Genomic DNA, 25608 nt, shown 5'->3' on the forward strand with positions numbered 1-25608 from the left:
ACGGTGGCGGTGACGGCGGTGGACCGAACGGCCGCCGGCGCGTCGCCGCGAACCACCGGGCCGCTCCGGTCGCGGCCGACCCGCAGTCCTACCGTCCCGTGGCGGTGATGCGCGATCCGGCCGCCATCGTCGTTCGCCACGGCCGCCCCGGGCCGCTTCCGCAAAGGCGCGCCGCGCGCGGCTGCGGCGGACCGGCGGCTTCCCGGCCCCGGTGGTCTCCCGGTCATGGCCGCCGACTAACGGCCTGCCCGCCATTCCCCCTGCGCCACCTCCACGCCCCGGTGCAGCACGAGGGCGCCGGCCGCGGCCGTCCCCGACGAGATGCCGGCACACAGGAGCAGCAGCACGGCGAGCGCCGGCACCAGCCGCCTGCGGCCCGCGGGGCGGCGCAGCAGGGCCGACACCCGCTGGGGCACGGGACCGGTGGTGGCCGACGGCAGGAAGGCCGGCCGGGTGTCGGGAGCCATCCGGGCGGCGAGCGCGGCCCGGCCGATGGCCCGCGCGGTCAGCCGCCGGTCACCGGTGGCCAGGGCCGCGGCCTCGTCCGCCGCGCGCTCGGCGGCCAGCGCGATGGCGCCGCGCAGTGGGCGCAGTCCCGGGTGGCAGCGCGCACAGAGCTCGGCCGCTGCGAGGAAGAGGTGGTGGCGGCCCGACAGGTGAGCACGCTCGTGGGCGAAGAGAGCGGCGTGCTCCTGCGGGGTGAGGCACCGCAGCATGCCGCTGGTGACCACGATCCTGCCCGGCCGCCCCGGCAGCGCGTACGCGTCGGGCCGGACGTCGTCGACGATGCTCAGGTCACCGGCGGCCTGCCGCCCGTCGGCAGCCGAACGCGCCCGGCGGTACAGACGCCACTGCCGCACGAGCGAGCGCCAGGTGGCCCACACCCAGCCCGCCAGGGCCGCCGCCGAGAACAGCGTCGCCGGGTACAGCAGCGCCTCGGGCCCGACCGCGAGCGGATGGACCAGTTCGCCCAGCTCGGCGGCCACAGGCAGTCTGAGCACCCCGGGCAGCAGCAGCCCGCCCAGCGCGACCAGGGTGCTCACCGCGAGGACGACCGCGGCCAGGGTGAGCGACCACAGTGCGGCCACCGGATGGCGCGCCCCGGCGAGGCGCCCCGCGAGGAGCGGGGCGGCGAACGGCACGAGCAGCGGCACGACCAGCAGGACGATCACTGGTCACCGGCCTCGAGCAGCTCCCTCAGCACCCGCTCGTCGTCCGGGCTGAGCTGGGAGACGAAGCGGGCCAGCACCACCTCGCGGTCGCTGTCCTTGTCGAGTTCGTGGTGCATGCGGCGGGCGGTCAGGCCGTGCGCGTCCTGCGCGGGGGAGTAGGCGTAACCGCGTCCCGCGCGCTGCCGGACGACCGCGCCCTTCTCGTGCAGGCGCGCGAGGATCGTGGCGACCGTGGTCCTGGCCAGCGGCATCGGCAGGCCCTGCTGCACCTGGAGGGCGGTACGGGGGCCGTCGGCCGCCCAGAGCGCGGCCAGTACGCTGGCCTCCAGCTCACCCGCCGGTCGTCGCTCCGCACTCGTGTCGGACACGGTGAGCCTCCTCTCGGGCGCCGTATCTTTGTCTACACTGATGTAGACAACGGATCGACGCAAGCCGTCCGGGGCATGTCGTCCTCCTGCCCCGGTCCACCCATTATGAGAGGGCCTGCGACCATGGCCGCACCCCTGTTCACCGCGGGTCCGCTCGCCGTGAACGTCCTGGACGCCCAGTCCCTGCTGTCCGCCTTCGGTGTGCTGGGCATCGCCCTGGTGATGTTCGCCGAGACCGGGTTGCTGATCGGTTTCTTCCTGCCCGGTGACTCCCTGCTGTTCACCGCCGGCCTGCTGTGCACCGCGCACGCGGGGCGCGGCACCGTCCTGTCGCTTCCCCAGGTCCTGGTCGCGTCCGTGGCCGGCGCCCTGGTCGGGGCCCAGTGCGGTTACCTCATCGGGCGGCGTGCCGGCGGCGCGCTCCTCGAACGCAGCCGCTCCCGCCGGCTGCACGAGGGGGCCCGGCGCGCCGAGGAGCTGCTCGCGCAGTACGGGCACGCCAAGGCCATCGTGCTGGCCCGCTTCGTGCCCGTCGTCAGGACCGTGCTCAACCCCCTCGCCGGGGTGCTGCGGGTGCCGGCGAGGACCTTCGCCCTGTGGCAGGTCGTGGGCGGCCTGGTGTGGTCGGTGGGGCTGGTGCTGGCCGGATACGCACTGGGTTCCTCGGTGCCGAACGTGGACCGCTACCTGCTGCCGGTCGTCGCCCTGATCGTCGTGGTCTCGCTGCTGCCGCTGGCGGCCGAGGTACTGCGGTCCCGCAGGCGTGCCCAGGGCAGCGGTCGGGCCCGATGACGTCCGATGGCACCTCGGGGGCCCGCCCGGGCGGCGGACCGCCTCGACCCGCCGCCCCGGCCCCGCCGTCTCGACCCGCCGCCCCGGTACCGCCCGGGCCCGCGGACCCGGAGGCCCGGTCCGCCGATCCCGGCACCCCGTCGGCGCCGGCGGGTCCGCCCGCACCGCTCGTGCCCGGTGCCGGCCTCCCGCTGTGGTTCGGCCTCGCGGCCGCGCTCGCCTTCGCGGCGCTGAGCACGGTGGTCGCGCTCTCCTCCGGGCGGCCCCTGCCGTGGGACGGGTCCACCCATGCGTGGGGTGTGCAGCACCGCGCGCCGGTCGCCGTCGCCGTGGCAAGGGCCGTCACCCGCACGGGCACCGGAGTGCTCCCGTACGCCCTGGTGGTACTGGCCGGGCTGCTCACGGGCCGTGGCGCGCGCGGCCGGTTGCTGGCCGCGGCGGGCTGCCTCGCCTGCCTCGTCGCGGGCCAGGCCGTGCGCGTCACCGTGCTGGTCCTGATCGCGCGCCCCCGCCCGCCCGCGGCCGACTGGGCCACCCATGCGTCGAGCTGGTCCTTCCCGTCCGGTCACGCGAGCACCTCCGCGATCACCGCCGGAGTGCTGGTCTCCGCGCTCCTGCTGCGCTCGCCGCCGGGCAGGGGCCCCCTGGTCGCCGTCGTCGGATGCTGGGGCGCGGCCGTCGCGCTGACCCGTGTCTACCTCGGGGTGCACTGGCTCACCGACATCGTCGGCGGCTGGCTCTTCGCCCTCGCCTGGCTGTGTCTGTGCGGCCGTGCGCTGCGCCCGCCGGTCCCGTCCCGGCGGGCGGGGCCCGGCTGATCGCCCGCTCGGGTCAGGGAGTGTCCGCTGCGGGGCCGGGAGTGTGCGGCCGGTGGCCCGGCTCCTGGTGCGGCAGCGACTGGACGGCCGGCACGGTGGGCGAGGGCAGCGTGGCCACCTCCTGCACCTCGCGCTCGTAGAGGGGTGCCGGGTCGGGCAGCCGGGGGAACGAGGGATTGCGGTGGCCGAGGCGCAGTGCCGAGGTCAGGTCGCCGACCGTCCTGCGGCGCCAGGCACTGATGTGCGGCTCGTGGACGCCGAAGCGCCGCTCCAGGAGCCTGAGCATCGACGTGTGGTCGAAGACGTCGCTGCACACCCAGCCGCCCCGGCTGAACGGCGAGATCACCAGCGCGGGCACCCGGAAGCCGAGGCCGACCGGGCCTGCGATCCCCGCGGCGTCGGCGGGCAGCGCAGCCGTGATCCACTCGCCGGGCGTGCCGGGCGGCGCGGTGGGCGGGAGGACGTGGTCGAAGAACCCGTCGTTCTCGTCGTAGGTGAGGACGAAGACGGACTTCGCCCAGACGTCCGGCCGTGAGGCCAGCGCCTCCAGTGCGTTGTAGATGTACTCCGCGCCCGCGGCCGGCAGGGCGGGGGCGTGTTCGTTGGCCTCCGGCAGCCCGAACACCGCGGGCAGGTACTGCGAGTCCAGCCACACCACCGACGGCAGCCGGTCGTGGACCACGTCGTCGGCGAAGTCCGACGGATGGTGCGGTGTCATCGCGTTGACGTACAGGTCGGAGCCGGGCCTGGCGTCGCGGAACTGCCGGAACCAGCCGAGGTCGGTGTCGAGCGGGTTCGCCGTGTAGTACTTCCAACTGACGCCGGCCGCCTGGAGCCGTTCCGGGTAGGTGGTCCAGTTGAACGGTGCCTCGGCCGAGAAGGCGTTGCTCACGACCGGCCCGCCGTGCCCGCCGTCCGGATCGATCGTTCCGCTGATCGACATCACCCGGTTCGGGTGCGTCGGCCCGAACACCGAGCAGAAGTACCGGTCGCAGACGGTGAAGGCGTCGGCGAGGGCGTAGTGGAAGGGCAGGTCCTCGCGGGTGTAGTAGCCCATCGCCAGCGGCCCGACGACATCGCCGTCGGCGGCCCGGTGCGCGGGCATCCAGTTGTCCATTCGCCCGCCGTTCCACGACCGGTGCTGCGGCCCCCATGCGTGTGTCGTCGTCGGTACGGCGGCGGAGCTGGTCGTCGTGGTGTCCAGGCGGAAGGGCAGGACGTAGCCGTCCGGGTGGACGGTGTCCGGCTGGTGGAACACGGAACGGCCGTTCGGCAGGGTCATCGCGTGCGGGTCGTCGAAGCCGGCGACGCCGGGCAGCGTGCCGAAGTAGTGGTCGAAGGATCTGTTCTCCTGCATCAGGAAGATGATGTGCTCGATCTGGTCGAGCGACCGCAGCGGCTCGGCCTCCGCCGCCAGGGCCTTGCGCACGGAGCCGGGCAGCAGCGCGAGGCTCGCGGCACCGGCCGCCGTGCCCGCAGTGCCGAGGAACCTGCGCCGGGTGACGCCGTCGGACGTCTCGTGTCGCATACCTGTACCTCCCGCAGGGTGTCTGACCGACACGAGAGGATCCCAGGGCGGCACGGCCGACTGCCAGCACGCGTCCGCCCGCGCTGTGGACGGCGGTTGACGCCTTGACACACACGTCCGGTGCGGGTGCGGGTGCCGCTGCGGAGGCGAGCGGGGAAGCCGGTGCCCGGATCGGGAGGAAGGCCCCGTCAGGCAGGCGCGGGAAGCGGCGGCCCGGCCTCGGTCCTGCGCGCCTGGAGCGGGCGGACGCGTCCCGTCGGGCTGCCTGCCGCGACTGCGACTGATTCCCAAAGGGTATTGGATCCGCCATTTCGGTCAGGCCCACTCTGAAGGAGAAGGCGGGTCTTCAACGCCGCAACCGGCCAAGGGCCCGATCGAACTGCCCGGACCTCCGGGCGGGGCCTTGGGCCGTGTCCACCGCAGTCGAAGGAGTCCTCATGCGTGCTGCCGTACTGCCCGGTCCCGACAGGGAACTGGAACTCGTGGAACGCGACGTGCCCAGCCCCGGCCCCGGGGAGATCCTGGTCAAGACGGTCGCCTGCGGAATGTGTGCCTCCGAGGTCACGCTGGTCAAGGGCGAGTACCCGTTCGCGAAGTTCCCGATCATTCCCGGTCACGAGGTGAGCGGGACCGTCGCGGAACTCGGGGAGGGTGTGACCTGGCCGCAGAGGGGCACGCCGGTGGGGGCGCAGTTCCTCTACGACTCGGACATGCGCTGCGACTACTGCGTCCGCGGCGAGCAGATCCTCTGCCCGAACAAGCGCATCACCGGCGTGGTCACCGACGGCGGTTATGCCGAGTACGGGCTGTTCCGCGAAGGCTTCGTCACACCCATGCCCGCGGGTCTCGACCCGATCGCCGGGGCCCCGCTGATGTGCGCGGGCCTGACCGCCTACAACGGCCTGCGCAGGGCCGGGGTCGGGCCGGGCGCCAGGGTGGCGGTGATCGGTGCCGGCGCGATCGGGGGCATGGCGGTCAGGTTCGCCCTCGCCATGGGCGCGCGGGTGGCCGTACTGGGCCGTTCGCACCGCAACGAGGAGCGGGCGAAGGAGCTGGGCGCCGAGCGCTTCGTCGCGACGGGGGACCAGGACCCGGCCGACGCACTCAGGTCCTGGGGCCACGGGGCCGACTTCGTGGTCAACAGCACGCCGTCCACCGCGGCGGCCGCGGCGGCCCTGGGCGGTCTGGCACCGGAGGGCACACTCGTGCTGCTGGGCTACGGACCGGAGCGGCTGGAGCTGTCGACCCAGATGATGATCTTCAGCCGGCTGCACGTCATGGCCTCTCCTTCCGGCTCGCCGCAGGACACCCGCGCCACCCTCGACTTCGCCACCCAGCACAACCTGATGCCGGACGTCGTACCCGTCCGCCTCGACGACGCGCCGCAGACGCTCTCCCGGATGGTCGAGGGCGCATGGTCCGGCGGTCGCGCCGTGATCACCTTCTGAGCCCTCGGGACGGCGGGGCCACACCCGCTGCGGGACCGCACCGGGAGCGGGCGCCCCCGGACCCGGGGCACACCTGCACACCGTGGACGTATCGGCACACGGGACCGGGGCACGTGACGGCCGGGGGCGGCCGGGCTTCCCCGCCCGCCTCCCGCAGGCTCCGGCGGGGGACCCTAGGACTCCTGGGCGGCGTCCTCCCCGTCCGGGGAGGTGTTGTCGCCGAACGGCCAGCGGCGTCCGATGGCCACGTGCAGGATGATCGACACGCCGATCGCGTTGAGCGCCGCGTGTCCCACCCACTCCTGGCTGGTGGGCCTCGTCCAGTCGAGGGTGTCGGCGTAGGCCGTCAGCGACGCGTACAGGGCCGCCGCCAGGATCAGGGTGCACAGGAGCGTGGCGAGGCGCTCGGGCACGGGGTGCGTACGGCGCCGGAATATCCCTTCGAAGAGCATGCCGATGGTCAGGCCCGCGGCGACGAAGCATCCGGCGGCTGCGTTGAGGACGGCCGGGCTGACGCCTCCCGGGCCGTGGATCAGCGCGTAGGTCGGCAGCGCCCCGCCGATCACCACGACGTTCCCCGCGAGGAGCCGCGCCCAGCGGTGCCGGAGGCCCCGGAAGGGCCATCCCCTCCAGACCACGAAGAACCAGACCTGCCAGGCGCCGATCAGGACCAGGACGGCGCCGAGTTCCTCGCCGGGCACCGGACCGCTCTCGCTGGTGAGACCGGAGCCCGGGGGCGCGCGGAAGTCCACGGCCACGAAGTACAGGACGATCGCGGCACCCCAGGAGGCCACCAGGGCGGCGCTCCCCGCGGCGAAGCGGGTAAGGCGTCGCAGCGGCCAGCCTTCGCACACGAGCGTCAGCTCCAGCATGGCCACGAAGGCGCCGCCGGCGAGCGGCAGGGACGCGGGGAACAGCGCGGCGTGACCGGGCCCGGGGTTCGGGTCGAAGATGCCGACGACATCGAGATGGCCGACGATGACCTGCCCGACGATGGCCAAAACGATCGCCACGGCGGCGATGAGAGCGGTGTTGAGCAGCCCTGACCAGCCGGGATGCAGGCGTGAGCCCGGCCAGTCCTCCCACCAGAAGGCCACCATGGCCACGGCGGGCAGGGCGAAGGTGACCAGGGGCGCGAACAGGGCCACCGAGTCCGCGGTGCCGCCGCCGCCGAACGCGAGCAGCGCGGCGACGGGGACGACGAGCAGCAGGCCGGCCAGTCCGAGGCCCGGTTGGCGCGCCAGGCGCTGTCGCTCGGCCCTGCGGAACTCCGGTCCCGACAGATGGGTCGGGGTGCTGATGAGCGGCCTGTCCGGCAGCGGGGCGGCCGGGTCCCGGTCCACCGGCGGCCGCTCCTCGCTCATGCCGGCGTGTCCGGCGGGTCCATCACCAGCTCGGGGGTCATCGGGAGTTTCTCGATGCGGCGTCCGGTGGCGTGGAAGACGGCGTTCATGACCGCCGCGGCCGTGGCGACCTGGCCGACCTCGCCGACGCCCTTGACGCCGAGCGGGTTGACGACGGTGTCGGTGACGTCCACGAACTCGACGGTGACGTCGGGCACGTCGGCGTTGACCGGCACCAGGTACTCGCCCAGGTTCCTGGCGCCCCAGCGCCCGAGGCGGGGGTCCATCTGGTTGCCTTCGAGCAGGGCCTGACTCATTCCCCAGAGCATGCCGCCCATGAGCTGGCTGCGGGCGAGCTTGGGGTTGAGCACGCGCCCGGGAGCGAAGACGCCGACCATCCGGCGCACCCGTACGAGCCCCAGCTCCGGGTCGACGGCCACCTCGACGAAGTGCGCCCCGAAGGTCAGCAGCCCGTGGGGGGTGTCCATGGGCGGGGGCGTCCAGCTACCGAGGGCCTCCGTCATGGTCAGGTGGTTGCGCCGCATCAACTCGGCATAGCTCTCCCCGGCGCCCGCCGTGTCGTCGAGGGACATGCGGCTGCCGTGGACCACCACGGCGGAGGGGTCCGCGCCGTGCAGCGGGGAGCCGGTGTCCGCCACGGCCATGGCGACCAGTTGGCGCCGCAGTTCGACCGCCGCGTTGTGCACCGCGGCACTGACCATGGAGGCCCCCATGGAGCCCACCGACGCGCTGGCGTTGGGCAGGTCGGTGTCGCCGGACTCGAACGTGACGTCGCGGATGTCCATGCCCAGCCCATCGGCGGCGACCTGCGTCATCACCGTGGTGCTGCCGGTGCCGAACTCCTGGGTGCCGCTCTGCATGACGGCGCTGCCGTCGGAGTAGATCCGCACGCGCGCCTGCTGGACGGGCATGAAGAAGGCCACGGGGTAGGCGGCCACGGACATGCCGGAGCCGATGAGCCAGTCACCCTCGCGCCGGGAGCGGGGCTCGGGATCGCGCTGCGCCCAGCCGAAGCGCCGCGCACCGGTGCGCAGGCATTCCTCGAGGCCGTCGCTGGACCAGGCGTTGCCCCGGTCGTCCACGGACGCGTGGTTGCGCAGGCGCAGTTCGACGGGGTCCACGCCGGTGGCGTAGGCGAGTTTGTCCATCGCCACTTCCAGGGTGGACACGCCCAGCGACTCCCCCGGGCAGCGCGTGAACGTGGGCGTCATGGTGTTGCCGCGGATCAGACGGTGGAAGCCGAGGTAGTTCTCGCACGCGTAGAGCTGGGTGGTGACACCGGTGGCGGGTTCGGCCCAGTCGTCGAAGGGCGAGGTGACCGACAGCTTCTCGTGGCGCACCGCGGTGAGGAGTCCGTCCTTCGTCGCGCCGAGCGAGACCCACTGCTCCTGCTCCTCCCGGTGGCCGTTGGAGGTGTAGGTCTGCGGCCGGGTCAGCGAGAGCCGGACCGGCCGCCGGACGTGCCGGGCCGCCATGGCGGCGAGTGTGACGTGGGGCCAGGTCAGCGCCTTGCCGCCGAAGCCGCCGCCGACGAACTCGGTGATGACCCTGACGTGGGAGATCGGGACGCCCAGGAGGCTCGCGACGGTGAGCTGGCTGGCGCGGATGCCCATGGTCGAGTCGTACAGCGTCAGGTGCTCCCCGTACCAGACTGCCGTGGTGGCGGACGGTTCGAGGGCGTTGTGGTGGTTCGCCGCGTAGTGGTGCGCCACGTCCACCCGTACCGGCGCCCGTGCCAGTGCGGTTACGACGTCGCCCCGTTCGTTGCGCGCGGGCAGCAGACGCCCGAACAGCGTCTCCGCCTCGTAGGCCGCGGCCCGCCCCTCGTCGATCGTCGTCGTGGAGTCGGTGCGCTCGTAGGTGACGTCCAGCAGCGACGCGGCGTACTGGGCGCGTTCGTGGCTGTCGGCGATGACGATGGCGACGGGCTGCCCGGCGTAGTGGACGACGTCGTCCTGCATGGGGAAGAAGGTCTCGCCGGGGGCCGCGGTGCCAAGGAGCGAGGGGAGCAGGGGTGGTTGCGTCGCGATCCTGGACAGGTTCTCGTGGGTGAGGACGGAGAGCACCCCGTCCGCCGCACGTGTCCGCTCCTCGCCGATCGCGGTGACCCGCCCGCTGGGGATGTCCGCGCCGACGACGGCGGCGTGCACGAGGCCCGGTAGTACGATCTCGGCGGTGTAGCGGGCCGCTCCTGTGACCTTACACCGGCCGTCGACCCGGTTGACGGGTCTGCCCACGGCAGTGCTCATCACGCGCCTCCGTTCATGGCCCGGGTCAGGGCACGCACCATCGCCCGCTGCGCCATCGGCACTTTGAACGCGTTGTACCTGCGGGGGCTCGCGGGTTCCAGCTCGTGCGCGGCGGCGTTCGCGAACGCCTGCGGGGTCGCCGGACCGCCCGTCAGTGCGACCTCGGCACGGCGGGCCCGCCACGGTTTCGTCCCCACCCCGCCGAGGGCCAGGCGCACATCGGCGACCCGTCCCTCGCGTACCTCGATCGCGGCCGCGACCGAGACCAGGGCGAACTCGTAGGACTGGCGGTCGCGGAACTTCAGATAGAGCGAGCGCCGGGCCGACGGCGCCGGCGGTACCTCGATCCCCACGATGAGCTCCCCGTGTTCCAGGGGGTGCTCCACGTCGGGCGAGGCCCCCGGAAGGAGGTAGAAGTCGTCGATGGGGATGCTCCGCGCGCCGGACGGCCCGACGGTGTGCACGATCGCGTCGAACGCGACCATCGCGACTCCCGCGTCGGAGGGGTGGGTGGCGATGCACTGCTCGCTGGTGCCCAGCACCGCATGGCCGCGGTTGAGGCCGTCCAGGGCCGAGCAGCCCGTCCCCGGCTCGCGTTTGTTGCACGGGGAGACGGCGTCGCGGAAGTAGGCGCAGCGCGTGCGCTGGCAGAGGTTGCCTCCCATCGAGGCCATGTTGCGCAGTTGCTCCGAGGCGCCCAGGAGCAGTGACTGGGAGAGCGCCGGGAAGTTGTACGTGACCTCGGGGCTGCGCGCGACGTCGGACATCCTCGCCAGCGCCCCGATCCGCAGACCGCCGTCGTTCGTGTACGCGATCTCCTTCAGCGGCAGGGAGTTGATGTCCACCAGTACGTCGGGCCGGCTCACACCGAGCCGGATGAGGTCGACCTCCGTGGTGCCGCCGGCGAGGAACGTGCTCGTGGCATCGGCACCGACCGCGGCGACGGCGGTGTCGACGGTGCTCACACGTGTGTAGCCGAGAGGTCGCATATCAGGCCCGCCCACTCGTTTCGAGATCCGCGTCACGGACTTCACGGATTGCCGCCCGGATATTCGGATACGCCGCGCAGCGGCAGATGTTGCCGCTCATGTATTCGGCGATTTCATCGTCCGTTTCCGCGCCGCCGTCCCTGAGCAGAGCCACTGCGGACATGATCTGCCCCGATGTGCAGTAGCCGCACTGGAAGGCATCGTGCTCGATGAACGCACGCTGCACCGGGTGCAGGCCGTCGGCGGGAGCGATCCCCTCGATCGTGGTGATCTCCCGGTCCTCGCACGCCACCGCCAGCGTCAAGCACGCCAGTACCGGACGGCCCTGGACCCATACCGTGCAGGCACCGCAGGTTCCCTGGTCACACCCCTTCTTGGAGCCGGTGAGGCCCAGGTGGTCGCGCAGGGCGTCCAGGAGGCTGACGCGGGGTTCCAGGCCGATCTCGTGGAGATCACCGTTGACCCTCATGGACACCGGGGCACATCCTGGTCCGCTCACGGCTGACTACTTTCCCTGTGTGGTGGTAAGGACCCCTACTGGATTGCCCGAGGTCGGCCGCCCGCCCCGAATGCGGCCGACCAGGAGGGCTTTCGCGGTATGAATTCTCCACCCCGAAAGTACGGTCGCACGTTCCGACACCCGCGACACGGAAGAATACCGATCGGTGGACAGCCGCTCTGTGCGGGCTCGGAACCACTGACCGCAACCGCCGTGGAATTCCGTCCGACGGCCGAAGGGGACACCGCCCGGAGCCGCCCACAAGGTGGAGCGGCGACCCGGGCGGCGCCGGTCCGGCGCACGGCCCCGGTGAGCCGGAGGGGTGATGCCGGTGGGGATCGATCCGATGGCCCGCGGGGACGACCCCGCGGACGGAGGGGCGCGGCCCCGGTCAGCCGCAGGGGGCGGGGCCGGAGCCGGGCCGGCGCCCGGTCCGGGGCATCGGATCGGGCGGGGCAGGGCGGCCGGGTCCGACGGCCACCCGGCGCGGGGCCCGAAGGCCCGGTCCGAGGGCCGCCGTGAGCCCCGGGGATCAGGTGTTCTTGAACTCCTCGATGGCCCCGCGCATCGTCTCCTGCAGCGCTTCGCTCCCGTAGTGCCCGCTGTCCTCGATGATGTGGAGCCGCGCCTTCGGCCACACCTTCGCCAGCTCCCACACCGTCTGCACCGGGCAGCCCATGTCGTGCCGTCCGTGCACGAGCACCGCGGGGATCCCGGCCAGCCTGTGGGCGTTCCGCAGCAACTGGTTCTCCTCCAGCCAGGCGCCGTTGCCGAAGACATGGGCGCAGATCCGTACGAACGCGATCCGCGCGTCGACCTCGCGAGCGCTGTACATGCCCGGCACGCCGTTGGGCTCGCCCGAGACGACCGCGTCCTCCCAGGCGAGCCAGTCGGCGGCGGCCTTCTCGCGGACCGCCCGGTCGGGGTTCTCCATCAGGCGCGCGTACGCCGCCAACAGGTCCCCGTCCCGCTCGTGCTCGGGCACACCGTCGCGGAACCGGTCCCACGCCTCGGGGTGGAACCGCCCGGCGCCCCGGTAGAGCCAGTCGAGCTCGGCGCGGGTGCTCGTCATCACCGACTGGATGACGATCTCGCTGACCCGGTCGGGGTGCTGTTGCGCGTAGGCCAGGATGAGTGTCGTGCCCCAGGAGGCGCCGTTCAGCAGCCACTTCTCGACGCCGAGGTGCTCGCGCAGCCGCTCCATGTCAGCTATCAGATGCTGTGTGGTGTTCAGGCTCATGTCCGCCGCCGGGTCGCAGGCGTGCGGGGTGCTGCGACCGCAGTTGCGCTGGTCGAAGCGGATGACGCGGTAGCGCTCGGGGTCCCAGGCCCGCGTCGGCCGCCGCGGTGCGCCGCTCCCCGGCCCTCCGTGTACGTGCAGGGCGGGCTTGCCCCCGGGGTTGCCGAGCTGTTCGTAGTAGATGCGGTTGCCGTCTCCGGCGTCGAGCCATCCGTGGTCGTAGGGGCTGGTCGGGGGGTAGAGATCCACCATGACGGGCGATCCTACGGCGTGACGGCGGTCGGGCTCCGGGATTTCCCTTCCCCGCCGAAGCGCCGCGGCGGCATGGTGGTTGAGCCGTGGCGGGCGAGCGGATCCACGGCCCGCCGGGGCCGCCCGCCCCCGCTCGGCCGGGGCCGGGCGGCGAGCAGGGCCGTCCGGCCCCGGCCGCGTCCGGTGTCGAAGGCGCGCGGGCGGAGGGGCGCGGGCCCGCACCCCGGGCCCGGTGTCGCGGCGGACGGGGTTCAGCTCGCGGGCCGCACCCGGTAGCTCACCGCGGGGTAGGGGAAGTCGTCCGCGTGCAGGCTGCCCAGGACGTAGTACAGGTCACTGGAGGTACCGGGCGCACCGGTACGGCAGTCGGAGTTGAAGTACACGTTGACGTAGTCGACGGCGTAGTCGAGGCCGGACAGGGCGGGCTCCGCAAGGTTGTGGCAGGTGCCGGGGTCGTCCAGGGACGCGGGGGTCCGGCTGCCCGACTGGCCGGTGCCCGAGTAGAAGAAGACATCGCCGACGTCGGCCGCCGTGGCGGACCCCGCCCCGCCCGCGAGGGCGAGCAGCGCGGCGGCCGTGGCGGCGGTGGCGAGCTTCCTGGTGCGTCTGGTCATGGGGGTCCTCACGCGGTAGACGGACGGGCAGGGTGCCCGCGTCCTTGCGGGCACCGGACAGCGCTGCGTCGCCCTCCGGCGGCAGCACCGAATACTTGCACCTTCAATCACATCGCGGAAGGGCGGAAAACGGCCACCGTCACCCACTCCGGCCGTCGCGTCCAGCAGGCCGCCCCCGCCCCCGGGGCGGCCCGTGCGACGCGCGACGGATCAGATGACCGCGGCTTCGGTTGACTCCGGCGCGAACAGTTCCTCGGGCGTCCACAGCCGCTCGGAGAGGCCCTGCTCGTGGTGGTAGCGCAGGAAGGTGGCCAGCGTCTTGTGGTTGTCCTTCAGGCCGTAGCTCCAGTAGTCGTCGCCGAGGAGGGTGCGCGCCTCCTCAAGCTGTGGGGTGAGCCAGGGCAGCATGAAGCGCAGCGCCGAGGTGTCGTAGAGGTTGGCGTACGCCTCGTCCTTCGCCCTCAGCAGGGCCTTGTAGAGGGACTGGGCGGCCCAGGGGTGCCGGTCGTAGACGTCGCGCCGCACCACGACCACATGCATGATCGGGAAGATCCCCGTCGCGGCGTAGTACTCCTTCTCGCTGGCCACCACGTCCGGGAACACCCGCCGTACCCGGGGGTCCCGGGCGGCGAACGGGCCGGGGATGCGGGGCGTGCAGAGCGCGTCGATCTCACCGTCGGCGAGCATCGCGGACAGCGTCCTGCCCTCCGGTGCACGGCTGATCCTGACGGAGTCCGGCAGGTCCACGGTGGCCTTCTCGATCCGCCCGGTGCTCTCCTGCCCGCCGGTGACGTGACTGACCGAGTCGAAGGGCACCCCGTACTGGTCGCCGAGGATGCCGCGCATCCACACACAGGCGGTGAGCTGGTACTCCGGTGTGCCCACCACCTTGCCGCGCAGGTCCTCGGGCGAGGAGATGCCCGCGGCGGTGTTGCAGTACAGCGAGCCGTGCCGGAACATCCGCGAGGTGAAGACGGGCAGCGCCACGAACGGCGAGGGATCGGCGCGCAGCGACACCACGTAGGAGGACAGCGACATCTCCGCCACCTCGAACTCCTGGTGGCGCATCATCCGGAAGAAGGTCTCCTCCACCGGCAGCCGAAGGTACGTGAGGTCGATGCCGTCGGGCCGCACCGTGCCCTCCTCCAGGGCGCGGGTGCGGTCGTAGTCGCCGCAGGCGAACGTCAGGTGCAGTCGGGCCACGGGTACTACCTGCCTTCCGAGGTCAGTCGTGCGTCCAGGCGCGGGTAGACACGCCGGGCATTGGTCTCGAACACCTTGCGGCGCTGCTCCTCACCGAGCGGCACGCGGTCGACGTAGTGCTTGGTGTCGTCCCAGGCGCGGCCGGTGTCGGGGTTGGTGCCGCGCACGGCGCCCAGCATCTCCGAGGCGAAGAGGATGTTGTCGGTCGGGACGACCTCGTGCAGCAGGTCGATGCCCGGCTGGTGGTAGACGCAGGTGTCGAAGAAGACGTTGTCCATCAGGTGCTCGGCCGGGTCGGGCCGGCCGAGCCGGGTGGCGAGGCCCCGGTACCGGCCCCAGTGGTAGGGCACCGCGCCACCGCCGTGCGGCAGGACGAACCGCAGCCCCGGGAACCTGTCGAACAGGTCGGTCTGGACGAACTGCATGAACGCCGAGGTGTCCGCGTTCAGGTAGTGCGCGCCCAGGGCGTGGAAGTTCGGGTTGCAGGACGCCGAGACGTGCACCATCGCGGGGACGTCCAGCTCCACCATCGCCTCGTACAGCGGGAACCAGTACGGGTCGGTGAGCGGCGGCGACGTCCAGTGGCCGCCGGACGGGTCCGGGTTGAGGTTGCATCCGACGAAGCCCAGCTCCTCGACGCACCTGCGCAGTTCGGCGACCGCGGCGTCGAGGGACCCGCCGGCGGTCTGCGGCAGTTGGCAGACCGGTGCGAAGTGCCGCGGGAACAGCTCGCTCACCCGGTGCACCAGGTCGTTGCAGACCCTTGCCCAGGCGCGGGCGGTGGCCGGGTCGGGCACGTGGTGGGCCATCCCCGACGCCCTCGGGGAGAACAGCATCAGATCGCCGCCGCGCTCACGCAGCAGCCGCAACTGGTTGCCCTCGACGCTCTCCCGGAGCTCGTCGTCGCCGATGGCGGCCTGCTGCGGCACCGGCAGGGAGGCGTCGTCGAGCCGGGCGAGCTGCGCGTCGCGGAACGCCTGGTGCTGCGGTGGCGTGGTGGTGTAGTGGCCGTGGCAGTCAATGATCATTGAAGCGTGGTCCTCGCTGTGGGATGCGGGGCGGTGTGCCGGGCGCGGGCGCGCGGCGCCGGGTGGGTGGGCACGGCCGCCCCGCCGGTTCAGGCGCCGTTCGGGTCCCGGTCGACGTAGGTGAGTCCCTTGCGGGCGAGCCGGTCGCGCATCGCGTTGACGTCCAGGCCGAGTTCACCGCGTGCGTAGCGCTCGCGCGAGGCGGCCTCCTTCGCCTCCCTGGCCCGGGACGCCTCGAGGACGCGGTCCGCCGCCCGCCGGGGCACGGTCACCACTCCGTCGTCGTCCGCGATGACGACGTCACCGGGCTCGATCCGCTGCCCGGCGCACACCAGCGCGGTGTTGACGTCGCCCAGGGTCTCCTTCACGGTCCCGAACGCCGAGACGTGCCGCGCCCAGACGGGGAAGCCCATCGCCTTCAGCTCGGCCACGTCCCGGCATCCCGCGTCGATCACCACACCGCGCACGCCGCGGGCCGCCACCGAGGTGGCGAGCAGCTCGCCGAAGTAGCCGGCTTCGGAGGGGGAGGTGGGGGCGACCACGAGGATGTCGCCCTCCTGGCACTGCTCGACCGCGACGTGGATCATCCAGTTGTCGCCGGGCGGCACGCTCACGGTGACGGCCGTGCCCGCGGTGTGCGCACCGGCGTAGACCGGGCGCAGGGCGGGGTCGAGCAGTCCGGTGCGGCCCTGCGCTTCGTGGACGGTGGCGACGCCGAAGGCGCCGAGTGCGTCGGCCGTGGCACGGTCGGTGCGCGCGATGTTGCGGACGACGATGCTCATGCCGCCTCCGCCCAGGGCAGCAGCGAGACGTGCACGGCGTCTTCGCCGCTCTCGCCGCCGACGGTGCGGATGGCGCGGTCGGTGTCCTTCAGGCCGAAGGTGTGGGTGCCCAGCTTCTCCAGCGGGAAGCGCCCGGAGGCGAGCTGTTGAAGGGCCAGTTCGCAGGACCGGTAGCTGTGCCCGCGCGCGCTCCTGAGGGCGATGGACTTCTCGGTGAGCTTCTTCAGCGGGAAGTCCGGGAAGGCAGCCACCTCGCCCTGCACCACCATGGTGCCCTCCCTGCGCTTGAGCGCGTCCACGCCGAGCAGTACCGGTGCGGTGCCCGCGCCCGCGGTGCAGTCCAGGACCACGTCGACCCCGCGGCCGCCGGTGATCTCCCGGATCCGGCCCAGGGCGTCCTCCGTGCGGACGTCGACGACATGGTCGGCGCCCAACTCCCGGGCCAGTGCCAGACGGGCGGCATCCCGTGTGGTGCCTGTGACGATGATGCAGGCCGCCCCGGCCTGCTTGCAGGCCACCACCTGGGACAGGCCCTGCTGGCCCGGGCCCTGGATCAGCACCGTCGAGGCATAGCCGACACCCGCGGTGACCAGTGCCCACTCGATGCCGTTCGACAGCGGTGTGACGAGACCGGCCAGCTCGGCCGAGACGCCGTCGGGCACCTTGTGGGTCACCGAGTTCCAGGGCAGGTAGAGGTACTGCGCGAAACCGCCCCACAGGTGGTACGGGTTCTCGGCGGACGTGTAGCCGTAGCGGCGTGCGTCCGGGTTGGTGCGCCAGTCGGTCGCCTCGCAGTGGCGGTACTCCCCGCGGTGGCACCATTCGCAGCGGAAGCAGCCCACGTAGTGCTCGACGAAGATGCGGTCGCCCTCCGCGAGGCCCTTGCGCTCCGTGAAGGTGCGGCCCGCCCGGGCGATCACACCGACGTTCTCATGGCCCATGATCACCGGAGCCTCGAACGGCGGCTTGCCGTACATCTTGACGTCGGTGCCGCAGATCCCCGCCACCTCGACCTTGAGCAGGGCTCCGTCGTCGGGTATGTCCGGCATGGGGAACTCGCGCAGCTCCGTCGTGCCCGGCGCCGTCCTGACCGCCGCCAGCACCCGCTCAGCCATGACTTCTCCTCACTTCGGCGCTGTCTGCGAGGCACCATACTCTATGGCCTTATGGACTGACCATGCTACCTTTCCGGTTGTCAGAGGTCCTTCCGCGGCCACCGCCGGGCAACCGCCGCACCCGTCCCGCACGGTCGCGCCCAGGGCCCGCGCCACAGGCGCGAAAGAGCCGACAGAGCCACCAGGGAGACGGGCACACGCCATGGCAGAACCGCACCCGACGTCCGTACCCGAGCTCACTACCGTGACCCGTACCCAGGGCAACAACGAGGCACTGAAGGACGGGACGGTCACCCCGGGCACCTTCCGGTTCGCCTTCGAGGAAGTGCCCGTGCTGGTGCACGCCTTCAGGCGGATGGTGCGTGAGCTGGCGTACGACATCAGCGAGATGGCGCTGACCACCTACCTCGTGGCGAAGGAACACGGCGCCCCGTTCACCGCGGTGCCGGTCTTCCCCGTGCGCGGCTTCCACCACGGCGCGATCCGCTACGACCCGGCCTCGGGGATCAGGGGTCCGAAGGACCTGGAGGGCCGCAAGGTCGGGGTGAGCCGCGGGTACACGGTCACCACCGGCGTCTGGGCGCGTACGGTGCTCCAGGAGGAGTACGGCGTCGACCTCGGCCGGATCACCTGGGTGCTCTCCGGCGACGAGCACGTCACCGCCTACCGCCCGCCCGCCAACGTCGAATCCGTCGCCCCGGGCAGCACCCTGGAGGAACTGGTGGCCGGCGGTGAGCTGGCCGCGGTCATCGGGGCCGGCTACGACACCCCCGACCTCGCCCCCCTGATCCCCGACCCGCAGGAGGCCGGCCTCAGGACGCTGCGGGAGCGAGGCGTCTATCCCATCAACCACCTCGTGGTGGTCAGGGACGAGTTGCTGAAGGAGCACCCTGCTCTGGGCGCGGACGCCTTCGACGCCTTCGCCCGGGCCAAGCGCCACTACGTCGAGCGGCTGCGCGCCGGAGAGATCGCGGAGCCGTCCCCCGTGGACCGGATGTACCTGCGCGTCATGGAGCTGACCGGCGAGGATCCGCTGCCGTACGGCATCGAGCCGAACCTGCCGACACTGCGGACGCTGCTGCGCAACGCCGCGGACCAGCGCATCCTGAGCGGAACCCGCCCCCTGGAGGAGCTGTTCGCACAGGGCACCCACGATCTGACGGCGTGACGGACCGACCCAGGAGGCACCATGCGCATCGCGCTCGCCGGCGACCACAACGGCATCGCCCTCAAGGCCCGACTGGCCGCGTGGCTCACGGAGCACGGCCATCGCGTGGCGGACCTCGGCGCCCCCGAGGGCGCCGGAACGGTGGACTATCCGCCGCTGTGCGAGGCCGTCTGCCGGCAGGTGGTCGACGGAGCGGCGGACCGCGGGATCGTGCTCGGCGGCAGCGGCCTGGGCGAGACGATCGCCTGCAACAAGATCCGCGGCATCCGCGCGGGCCTCTGCCACGACCTGTGGAGCACCCGTATCTCGCGCGGCAACAACGACTCCAACGTCCTCGTCCTCGCCGCGAAGGTGCTCGCACCGGACACCGCGGAGCAGATCGTGGCGACCTGGCTCGAAACCCCGTTCAAGGGCGGTGTGCACGAGCGCCGCCTCGCGCAGATCGCCGAGTTGGAACACCGCGCGGGGCCTCGGTGAGACCCCGCGCCGGCGGTCAGCCAGCAGCCGCGGACACCCCGCCGAGGAAGTCGAGGATCCGCGCCGGTGCCGTGAGCTCCGTCTGCTCCGCCACCGGAACGTCCCAGTACCGCGCCCCCTGCAGGCACTCCTGGAGGTAGCGCGCGGCGGAGGTGGCGTGGGAGTCGTCCTGGCCCGGCACGATCAGGGCGGGCACGTCGAGGCCGAGCAGGTCCTCCGGCTCGGGCCCCGGCACGGTGTCGCGGTCGAAGAGCAGCCGCACCATGCCGGACACCGCCGTGCGGTAGCGCTCGGGATCGCAGTCGGCGTAGCGCGCGGCGAAACCGGCGTCGCGCCGGATCACGTTGACCCAGGGCCCCACCCTCGGATCCGCGGTGAAACCGGCGTCGGTGCTCCTGGCCAGCGCCACCACCCGGTCGAGTCCTTCCGTGTCGGCGTACGCGAGGTGGCGCACGAAGCGGGCGTGCTGCTTCATCCGGTACCTGGCGCCGCCGGCGGGGGAGTAGAGCACCATGCTCAGGACCCGTTCCGGGTGGGCCACCGCCACCGCAGCGACGGTGGAGCAGCCCACGCAGCCGCCCATCAGATGGGCCCGCTCGACACCGAGTGCGTCCAGCAGCCCCACGCCCTGCCTGACGTAGTCGGCCCAGGAGATCCGCTCCAGCCGGCCACCGGATCCACCCGACTCGCGCCGGTCGAAGGTGATGCAGGTGTAATGGCGGGTGAGGTGGTCGAGCAGTCGCAACCGCCGGTAGACGCCGACGGACCGCCACCCTTCGAGGCTGGCGTCGAAGCCGCCCGGTGAGAACATCAGCAGCGGCGGCCCCGAGCCCGCCACCTCGTATCGGGTCACGAGCCCGTCGACGACGGCGGTGGGCATGCGCTGCTCCTCTCCTCGGTTCTCCTCGGGTGGTGTGCGGGCGGTGTGGCGCCGGCCTGCCGGCCGGCGCCACGGCACGCTTGTGTGCGGGCGGGGCCCGCGGCCTCAGCCGGCGTCGTCCGGTGGCACCGGAACGCCGCCGGCGACCTGCCGTCCCGCCCGGACGTCCCCGGCGTAGGCGCTGATCGCGTCGAGCGTGGTCCGCGCGACGTTGGCGTAGGTGTCCGGCGGGCTGTCGATCGCCGAGGCCGCGTACCCGATGGCCGCATGGGCCATCCGCATCCGCCCGTCCAGCCAGGGGCCGCCGCCGAAGCCGCCGACGACCGGCACGGAGACGGCCCGGGCGACGGCGGCACCCACGACGGGGCCCGAGTTGGTGAAGTTCAGCAGCACCGCGCCGGCGTCCTCCAGCCGCTTGGCCTCCGCGATCAGCGCGTCCCGCATCTCCACCGGCACCTGGTCCGCGGCCGAGGGCACGGCGCTGTACTCCACGCCGTACCGCAGCGCGGTCTGCGGGGTGATACCGAACTGTGCGAACACCGGGATGCCGGCGCGGGTGATGGCCTCGACGGCCTCCGGGAAGTCGGGAGCCGCGTCGACCTTGACCATGTCGACGCCGGCCTCCTTGACGAACCGGATGGCCGCGCGCACGGCACTGCCTGTGCCCTCCTGGAGCGGGCCGAACGGGAAGTCGGCGCTGAGCAGCGCCCTGCGCACCCCGCGCCTCACCCCCTGGGTAACCGTGATCATCTGATCCATCGTCACCTCGAAGGGGTTGGAGTGCCCCCACAGGTTCACGCCGACCGTGTCACCGACCGAGACGATGTCCACCCCGGCACGGTCCACGATGCGGGCGATCTGGTAGTCCCAGGCCACCACGCCGACGATCTTCTCGCCGTCGTCCTTCATCCGCTGCAGGCCGCGGACACTGACCTTGTCGGACATTGCGGTTCTCCCTCGTGCTAGACCCTGAGCGCCGTGAGCAGCTCGGTCACGTCGCTCTCGTCCGCGGACAGCAGCAGTACCCGGGCGTAGGGGCGCAGTGCCGCGACCGCGTCGTCGGCCTCGAAGTCCTCGCCGAGCACCACGCCCGCGGTGGTGATGCCCCCCGCGCCGCACAGCCTTCCGACGGCGGCCGCGTAGTGCGCCCCGGTGTCCTCGGTCGCCAGGACGACGACCACGTCCGTGCCGGTCAGCACCTCGCCGAGCAGGGCGGGGGTGGCGTCCAGCCGGTGCAGCACGATCTGCTCGGGCAGCGGGCCGATGTCCGAGGCCGCCTGGCAGGTGTAGAAGGCGGCCTTCGCCCACGGCCGGTCCGCGACGCGCCGCGCGATCGCCGTGGCGCGGTCGTCCAGGGCGATCACACGGGCGTTGCGGGCCGGCCGGATGGGCGCGTCGATGCGGAACCGGGACTCGCCGGGCGCCGTCGCGCGGGCACACTCGCTGGGGTACGCGGACGGGCGCGTGTCGGTCCCCGGCATGTCAGACCGAGGACTGCGGGACGCCGGGCATGACCGTGACCGCGTCACGGCAGGAGTCGAGGAACGACTCGGCCTGCGGCAGCACCACCGCCGCCGAGCGCACCCGGTGGTGGGCGGGGTCCACACCGGGTGGCGTGACACCCTCGTCCCGCAGTGCGAGGGCCGCCTTGCGCAGCTTCTGGCGGGCCTTGATGATCCCGCTGTCTGCGGGCACCAGGCGCTCCTTGGAGCGGTCCACGATCGGCCCCATGCTCTCCTGGAGCGAGGCGTCCTGCATGGCGATGCCGGCCACACCGGAGTACGTCTCGCCGCGCTTCTGCGCCTCGCGGTCGATCAGGTAGTCGTTGTCCATGTTGGCCGCCGGCCGGTAGGTGCCCGGGATGTTCCTGCTGTGCACACCGTGGCCGTCGATCATGGCCTGCCGCTCGGTGTCGGTGAGCGCGCGCACGGGGTGGTAGTCGAAGGAGTACGTCCAGCAGTTCTCGTCGTCGATCGGCACCCAGAAGTGGCCGTGCACCGGGTGGTCGCCGCGCGGCGGCACCATCGTGAAGGCGGGCATCACCCAGGGGGTGATGCGCCAGTAGTAGCTGCCCTCCTCGGCGTTGCGGCGGGCGCCCACGAAGAGCCCGCCCTCGCTGTCGGCGACCTCGAAGAACGGCTTGGTGTCCTTCATGTTGTACTCGTTGCCCTTGGCGCCCTTGAAGAGCGGGTCGGTCTTCAGGCCGCCGGAGTGCAGGAAGGTGACGTGGCTGGAGTCGATGCCGCCCTCGAAAGCCTGCAGCCAGTTGCACTGCTGCCAGCGCTTGGAGGTGTAGGTCTGCTCCGGCGGTACCTGTGCGAACTCGAACTCCGGCAGGCCGGGCTGCTTCGCCGGGTCGCCCATGTACGTCCACAGCAGGTCGCCGACCTTGACGAGCGGGTAGGACGTCAGCTTCACGTTCTGGCAGAAGCTGCTGTTGTCGGCCTCCGAGGGCACCTCGATGCACTGGCCGGTGTAGTCGTACTTCCAGCCGTGGTAGGGGCAGCGCAGCCCCGCGCTCTCGTTGCGGCCGAACCACAGCGAGGCACCGCGGTGTGCGCAGAACTCGTCGACCAGGCCGTACCGCCCCTCGCTGTCCCGGAAGGCGATCATGCGCTCGGACAGCAGCTTCACCCGCACCGGCGGGGCGTCGTTCTCGGGGAGCTCCTCGGCGAGCAGGGCCGGTATCCAGTACTGCCGGAACAAGTCGCCCATCGGCGTACCGGGACCGGTCTGCGTCAGAAGCTCGTTGATGTCTTTTCTCAGCACGGCCGTTTCCCTTTCACATGATGGCCCGTCACCACGGCGGCCGGACGCGCCGGCACGGGTCGGCGCCGGGCGCGACCCGCGGCACGGCGGTCAGGGCTGCTCGGGAGGTATCTCGACGGTCAGGCCCTGAAGTGCCTCGGTGACCCGGATCTGGCAGGCGAGCCGGCTGGTGCCGCGCCGCTCGGAGACCGCCATGTCGAGCAGGTCCTCCTCCATGTCGCCCGGCGGACCGACAAGCGGTGCGAACTCCTCGCCCACCCAGACGTGGCAGGTCGCACAGGAGCAGTTGCCACCGCATTCCGCGACGATTCCGGGAACGCCGTTCTTGACCGCGGCCGACATGACCGACTCGCCGTCCGTCGCGTCCACGGTGTAGGCGCGCCCGGCGCTGCCGATGAAGGTCACTTTGGACAAGATCCTCATGTCCTCTCACGGTTGGGACGGTCCCCGGAGCAGCGAACAGGCCGCTCTCCTGAGCGACGTCCGTTGGTATGTCCATTAGACCAGAACCTCTCGCGGCCGCACAAGCATCCGCTCGTCCCCAGGCCCGCCGCCGGCCCTCAGCGTCATCGCTGACCTGCGGTTACGTATCCCCGGGCAGCCCCGGGACGCCCGGCCGCCACCCGCGTGGGCCAGGATGCGGCCATGAAGACGCTGATCCTCCTCCGCCACGGGGAGAGCGAGTGGAACTCCCGGAACCTCTTCGCCGGCTGGGTCGATGTCGCCCTGACCCGCACGGGCGAGGAGCAGGCACGCCACGCGGGCCGGCTGCTGCGCACCGCCGGCCTCCTCCCGGACGCGGTGCACACCTCCGTGCTGGGTCGCGCGGTGCACACCGCGACCCTCGTCCTGCGGGCCGCACGGCACGAGGGCGTCCCTCTCACCCGGCACTGGCGGTTGAACGAACGCCACTACGGCGCGCTCCAGGGCCAGGACCGTGCGGCGGTGCTGGCGCGTTACGGGGAGGAGCGGTTCCTGCTGTGGCGGCGGTCCTACGACGGAACCCCGCCGCCCGTCGACCCCGATGCGCAACGCGCCCTGGCCGACGACCCCCGGTATGCCGAACTGGCCGGCAGGCTGCCGCGCGCCGAGTCCCTGGCCGACGTCACCGCCCGGCTGCTGCCCTGCTGGGACACCGTCCTCGCGCCCGAGCTGCATGCCGGACGGCGGTTGCTGGTGGTGGCGCACGGCAACTCGCTGCGCGCGCTCGTCGCCCGTCTCGACGGCCTCGACCGTGCCGGGATCGCGGCGCTCAACATCCCCACCGGCATGCCGCTGCGCTACGACCTCGACGACGACCTGGTGCCGGTCCGGCGCGGCGGCCGCTACCTGGAGCCGGAGGCTGCCGCCCGGCGCGCCGCCGCCGTGGCCGAGGAGGGGCGCGGGCGGCGGGAGGGGGCGGCGCCGGGGCGGGCCTGAAGCCGGTCGCGCGGTTGGCCGGGAGGGTCGTGGACCTGCCGCACGCGCCGTTGACAGGGGGAAATCCATGGACTTAGGGTCCTACCAATGTGCCGCCGCGGTCCTCCCGTCCGACCCGCTCGTCACCCCCGGCCCCACCGTCTCGTGCGGGCTTTCGCGGAGGGACCGGCCCGCGGCCGTGCCGGCCTCTCGGGGCCGAAGCCAAGTCCGATCAGGAAGGGCCGCTGCATGGCCAGGGACGCAATCGTCAACGACACTCTGGCGGCGAAGTTCGCCACCGAGAAGGACTCCCCGTACACGCGCTGGGTGGCCGACGAGGGGCTCGACATCATCGCCGCCCACTACGTGCCCGATCTGCGCACCGTCGAGCTGAAACCGTGGGAGCGGCGCGGCGGCCGCGGTGTCTTCATCAACCACGAGGCCACCCGCACCTCGAACGACTGCTACGTCTGCGAGATACCGGCGGGCGGCAAGCTCGCCCCGCAGCGGCAGTTGTTCGAGGAGATGATCCTCGTCCTCGACGGCCACGGCTCCACCCGGGTGTGGAACGACGCCGGCGCCGCGGTGACCTTCGAGTGGGGTCCCGGCGCTCTCTTCGCCATCCCGCTCAACACGCACCACCAGCACTTCAACGGCTCTGGCCGCCAGACGGCGCGCTTCGTCTCCTCGACGAACATGCCGCCCGTCATCAACCTCTACGACGACGTCGACTTCGTCTTCAACACGCCGAAGGACTTCCCGAACCGCTTCGCGGGCGAGCCCGACTACTTCGCGCCCAAGGGCGAGCAGAAGGGCCTGCTGCTCGACACCAACTTCGTCGCCGACGCGGCGGGACTGCCGCTGGTCGAGGCCAAGGAGCGCGGCGCGGGCGGCGGGCACATCCGCTTCGCGATGGCCAAGGGCTCGATGAACAGCCACATCTCGCAGTTCCCCACGGCGACCTACAAGAAGGGCCACCGGCACGGGCCCGGTGCGCACGTCATCATCCTCACCGGTACCGGCTACAGCCTGATGTGGCCGGAGGGCGAGGAGCCGCGGCGCTACGAGTGGGGCCCGGGCAGCCTGATCGTCCCGCCGAACATGTGGTACCACCAGCACTTCAACACCGGCCCCGAGCCCGGCCGCTACCTCGCCTTCAAGCACGAGGGGGTGTCGGTGCGCAACGCGCAGGGCGTGCCGAAGGCATGGATCAGCCAGCGCATCGGCGGTGACCAGATCGACTACGCCGACGAGGCGCCGGTGGTGCGCGAGATGTTCCGCGAGGCGCTGGCCGAGCACGGCATGAAGCCCCAGATGGACGACGCCTACGCCGCCGAGCTCGAATCGCTGCCGCCCAAGCCGTAGCCGCCGCAGCAGCAAGGCCGGCACGGCCGACCGTGCGGCCCGCCACACTCCCCGGCGGGCCGCACGCGGCGTTTCCGGCCCCCGATCCGG

25 protein-coding genes are annotated in these 25608 nt (G+C 72.3%); 7 read left to right on the top strand and 18 right to left on the bottom strand.

The genetic code is table 11. From position 1 onward, the window contains the following. Positions 1–236 precede the first annotated feature (236 nt). Both IE313_RS22605 and IE313_RS22610 read right to left on the bottom strand, forming a co-directional pair. A complete protein-coding gene (locus IE313_RS22605; protein ID WP_189935101.1) occupies positions 237–1172 on the bottom strand; it encodes a M48 family metalloprotease in 936 nt (311 codons plus the stop codon). Continuing rightward, the gene (locus IE313_RS22610) at positions 1169–1540 is read right to left on the bottom strand and encodes a BlaI/MecI/CopY family transcriptional regulator (RefSeq protein WP_189935103.1); all 372 of its coding nucleotides are present in this window, start codon (positions 1538–1540) and stop codon (positions 1169–1171) included. Before IE313_RS22610 ends, IE313_RS22605 begins: the two co-directional genes overlap by 4 nt. A gap of 123 nt (positions 1541–1663) precedes the next feature. On the opposite strand from IE313_RS22610, the gene IE313_RS22615 reads away from it, so the two are divergent. Further along, entirely contained in the window at positions 1664–2332 is a 669-nt protein-coding gene (locus IE313_RS22615) for a DedA family protein (protein ID WP_189935105.1), read from the top strand. Between the two features lie 170 nt (positions 2333–2502). Beyond that, on the top strand, positions 2503–3150 hold the full coding sequence (locus IE313_RS22620) for a phosphatase PAP2 family protein (RefSeq protein ID WP_189935107.1): 648 nt from the start codon (positions 2503–2505) through the stop codon (positions 3148–3150). Positions 3151–3163: 13 nt separating this feature from the next. On the opposite strand, the gene IE313_RS22625 is transcribed toward IE313_RS22620, so the two are convergent. Further along, entirely contained in the window at positions 3164–4678 is a 1515-nt protein-coding gene (locus tag IE313_RS22625; protein ID WP_189935109.1) for an alkaline phosphatase family protein, read from the bottom strand. 437 nt (positions 4679–5115) lie between these two features. Between IE313_RS22625 and IE313_RS22630 the strand changes: the two genes are divergently transcribed. Continuing rightward, entirely contained in the window at positions 5116–6126 is a 1011-nt protein-coding gene (locus IE313_RS22630; RefSeq protein WP_189935111.1) for an alcohol dehydrogenase catalytic domain-containing protein, read from the top strand. A gap of 173 nt (positions 6127–6299) precedes the next feature. Here IE313_RS22630 and IE313_RS22635 read toward each other — a convergent pair whose 3' ends face one another. The 10 genes from IE313_RS22635 to IE313_RS22680 form a co-directional block, all read right to left on the bottom strand. Next, the gene (locus tag IE313_RS22635; RefSeq protein ID WP_189935113.1) at positions 6300–7490 is read right to left on the bottom strand and encodes a hypothetical protein; all 1191 of its coding nucleotides are present in this window, start codon (positions 7488–7490) and stop codon (positions 6300–6302) included. Continuing rightward, on the bottom strand, positions 7487–9739 hold the full coding sequence (locus IE313_RS22640) for a xanthine dehydrogenase family protein molybdopterin-binding subunit (RefSeq protein ID WP_189935115.1): 2253 nt from the start codon (positions 9737–9739) through the stop codon (positions 7487–7489). Before IE313_RS22640 ends, IE313_RS22635 begins: the two co-directional genes overlap by 4 nt. After that, positions 9739–10728 carry an FAD binding domain-containing protein gene (locus IE313_RS22645; protein WP_189935117.1) on the bottom strand — a complete coding sequence of 330 codons (990 nt, stop codon included), beginning with the start codon at positions 10726–10728 and terminating at the stop codon, positions 9739–9741. The genes IE313_RS22640 and IE313_RS22645 overlap by 1 nt, the downstream gene beginning before the upstream one ends. Position 10729: 1 nt before the next feature. Further along, on the bottom strand, positions 10730–11197 hold the full coding sequence (locus IE313_RS22650) for a (2Fe-2S)-binding protein (RefSeq protein WP_189935119.1): 468 nt from the start codon (positions 11195–11197) through the stop codon (positions 10730–10732). A gap of 562 nt (positions 11198–11759) precedes the next feature. Beyond that, the gene (gene pip, locus IE313_RS22655) at positions 11760–12719 is read right to left on the bottom strand and encodes a prolyl aminopeptidase (protein WP_189935121.1); all 960 of its coding nucleotides are present in this window, start codon (positions 12717–12719) and stop codon (positions 11760–11762) included. 251 nt (positions 12720–12970) lie between these two features. After that, positions 12971–13333: a hypothetical protein gene (locus tag IE313_RS22660; RefSeq protein ID WP_189935123.1), complete on the bottom strand. Its 363-nt coding sequence runs from the start codon at positions 13331–13333 to the stop codon at positions 12971–12973. 210 nt (positions 13334–13543) lie between these two features. Further along, positions 13544–14536, bottom strand: a complete 993-nt coding sequence (locus IE313_RS22665) for a substrate-binding domain-containing protein (RefSeq protein ID WP_189935125.1) — start codon at positions 14534–14536, stop codon at positions 13544–13546. A 5-nt stretch (positions 14537–14541) separates the two neighbouring features. Beyond that, a complete protein-coding gene (locus IE313_RS22670; protein WP_189935127.1) occupies positions 14542–15564 on the bottom strand; it encodes an amidohydrolase family protein in 1023 nt (340 codons plus the stop codon). Between the two features lie 89 nt (positions 15565–15653). Further along, positions 15654–16346: a 4-carboxy-4-hydroxy-2-oxoadipate aldolase/oxaloacetate decarboxylase gene (locus tag IE313_RS22675; protein ID WP_189935129.1), complete on the bottom strand. Its 693-nt coding sequence runs from the start codon at positions 16344–16346 to the stop codon at positions 15654–15656. Beyond that, on the bottom strand, positions 16343–17461 hold the full coding sequence (locus IE313_RS22680; RefSeq protein WP_189935131.1) for a zinc-dependent alcohol dehydrogenase: 1119 nt from the start codon (positions 17459–17461) through the stop codon (positions 16343–16345). Before IE313_RS22680 ends, IE313_RS22675 begins: the two co-directional genes overlap by 4 nt. Positions 17462–17663: 202 nt before the next feature. Here IE313_RS22680 and IE313_RS22685 point away from each other — a divergent pair, with 202 nt between their 5' ends. Continuing rightward, complete coding sequence (locus IE313_RS22685; RefSeq protein WP_189935133.1) at positions 17664–18629, top strand: substrate-binding domain-containing protein; 966 nt, start codon at positions 17664–17666, stop codon at positions 18627–18629. A gap of 21 nt (positions 18630–18650) precedes the next feature. After that, on the top strand, positions 18651–19106 hold the full coding sequence (locus IE313_RS22690) for an RpiB/LacA/LacB family sugar-phosphate isomerase (RefSeq protein ID WP_189935135.1): 456 nt from the start codon (positions 18651–18653) through the stop codon (positions 19104–19106). Between the two features lie 16 nt (positions 19107–19122). Here the strand turns inward: IE313_RS22690 and IE313_RS22695 are convergent, their stop codons facing one another. From IE313_RS22695 to IE313_RS22715, 5 genes are all read right to left on the bottom strand, one after another. After that, the gene (locus IE313_RS22695; RefSeq protein WP_189935137.1) at positions 19123–19986 is read right to left on the bottom strand and encodes an alpha/beta fold hydrolase; all 864 of its coding nucleotides are present in this window, start codon (positions 19984–19986) and stop codon (positions 19123–19125) included. A 105-nt stretch (positions 19987–20091) separates the two neighbouring features. After that, a complete protein-coding gene (locus IE313_RS22700; RefSeq protein ID WP_189935139.1) occupies positions 20092–20931 on the bottom strand; it encodes a 3-methyl-2-oxobutanoate hydroxymethyltransferase in 840 nt (279 codons plus the stop codon). Positions 20932–20948: 17 nt separating this feature from the next. Continuing rightward, entirely contained in the window at positions 20949–21467 is a 519-nt protein-coding gene (locus IE313_RS22705; protein ID WP_189935141.1) for a 3-methyl-2-oxobutanoate hydroxymethyltransferase, read from the bottom strand. Position 21468: 1 nt separating this feature from the next. After that, positions 21469–22755 (bottom strand): aromatic ring-hydroxylating dioxygenase subunit alpha, encoded by a 1287-nt coding sequence (locus IE313_RS22710; RefSeq protein ID WP_189935142.1) that lies wholly within the window; start codon positions 22753–22755, stop codon positions 21469–21471. Positions 22756–22845: 90 nt separating this feature from the next. After that, the gene (locus tag IE313_RS22715) at positions 22846–23160 is read right to left on the bottom strand and encodes a 2Fe-2S iron-sulfur cluster-binding protein (protein ID WP_229924868.1); all 315 of its coding nucleotides are present in this window, start codon (positions 23158–23160) and stop codon (positions 22846–22848) included. Positions 23161–23400: 240 nt separating this feature from the next. Between IE313_RS22715 and IE313_RS22720 the strand changes: the two genes are divergently transcribed. Then, on the top strand, positions 23401–24174 hold the full coding sequence (locus IE313_RS22720) for a 2,3-bisphosphoglycerate-dependent phosphoglycerate mutase (RefSeq protein ID WP_189935146.1): 774 nt from the start codon (positions 23401–23403) through the stop codon (positions 24172–24174). A 228-nt stretch (positions 24175–24402) separates the two neighbouring features. Then, positions 24403–25518, top strand: coding sequence for a cupin domain-containing protein (locus IE313_RS22725; protein ID WP_189935148.1), 1116 nt, complete (start codon positions 24403–24405; stop codon positions 25516–25518). The last annotated feature ends 90 nt before the right edge of the window (positions 25519–25608 follow it).

The sequence above is a fragment of the Streptomyces sulfonofaciens genome (assembly GCF_014656295.1).
GTDB classification, from domain to species: domain Bacteria; phylum Actinomycetota; class Actinomycetes; order Streptomycetales; family Streptomycetaceae; genus Streptomyces; species Streptomyces sulfonofaciens.

Bases quoted from the DNA above. Each gene is read 5' to 3' on its own strand.
- IE313_RS22695 (WP_189935137.1), bottom strand. From the start codon at position 19,986: ATGCCCACCGCCGTCGTCGACGGGCTCGTGACCCGATACGAGGTGGCG.
- IE313_RS22675 (WP_189935129.1), bottom strand. From the start codon at position 16,346: ATGAGCATCGTCGTCCGCAACATCGCGCGCACCGACCGTGCCACGGCC.
- IE313_RS22650 (WP_189935119.1), bottom strand. From the start codon at position 11,197: ATGAGGGTCAACGGTGATCTCCACGAGATCGGCCTGGAACCCCGCGTC.
- IE313_RS22700 (WP_189935139.1), bottom strand. From the start codon at position 20,931: ATGTCCGACAAGGTCAGTGTCCGCGGCCTGCAGCGGATGAAGGACGAC.
- IE313_RS22660 (WP_189935123.1), bottom strand. From the start codon at position 13,333: ATGACCAGACGCACCAGGAAGCTCGCCACCGCCGCCACGGCCGCCGCG.
- pip (WP_189935121.1), bottom strand. From the start codon at position 12,719: ATGGTGGATCTCTACCCCCCGACCAGCCCCTACGACCACGGATGGCTC.
- IE313_RS22630 (WP_189935111.1), top strand. From the start codon at position 5,116: ATGCGTGCTGCCGTACTGCCCGGTCCCGACAGGGAACTGGAACTCGTG.
- IE313_RS22625 (WP_189935109.1), bottom strand. From the start codon at position 4,678: ATGCGACACGAGACGTCCGACGGCGTCACCCGGCGCAGGTTCCTCGGC.
- IE313_RS22705 (WP_189935141.1), bottom strand. From the start codon at position 21,467: ATGCCGGGGACCGACACGCGCCCGTCCGCGTACCCCAGCGAGTGTGCC.
- IE313_RS22690 (WP_189935135.1), top strand. From the start codon at position 18,651: ATGCGCATCGCGCTCGCCGGCGACCACAACGGCATCGCCCTCAAGGCC.
- IE313_RS22640 (WP_189935115.1), bottom strand. From the start codon at position 9,739: ATGAGCACTGCCGTGGGCAGACCCGTCAACCGGGTCGACGGCCGGTGT.
- IE313_RS22725 (WP_189935148.1), top strand. From the start codon at position 24,403: ATGGCCAGGGACGCAATCGTCAACGACACTCTGGCGGCGAAGTTCGCC.
- IE313_RS22685 (WP_189935133.1), top strand. From the start codon at position 17,664: ATGGCAGAACCGCACCCGACGTCCGTACCCGAGCTCACTACCGTGACC.
- IE313_RS22680 (WP_189935131.1), bottom strand. From the start codon at position 17,461: ATGGCTGAGCGGGTGCTGGCGGCGGTCAGGACGGCGCCGGGCACGACG.
- IE313_RS22615 (WP_189935105.1), top strand. From the start codon at position 1,664: ATGGCCGCACCCCTGTTCACCGCGGGTCCGCTCGCCGTGAACGTCCTG.
- IE313_RS22635 (WP_189935113.1), bottom strand. From the start codon at position 7,490: ATGAGCGAGGAGCGGCCGCCGGTGGACCGGGACCCGGCCGCCCCGCTG.
- IE313_RS22670 (WP_189935127.1), bottom strand. From the start codon at position 15,564: ATGATCATTGACTGCCACGGCCACTACACCACCACGCCACCGCAGCAC.
- IE313_RS22645 (WP_189935117.1), bottom strand. From the start codon at position 10,728: ATGCGACCTCTCGGCTACACACGTGTGAGCACCGTCGACACCGCCGTC.
- IE313_RS22720 (WP_189935146.1), top strand. From the start codon at position 23,401: ATGAAGACGCTGATCCTCCTCCGCCACGGGGAGAGCGAGTGGAACTCC.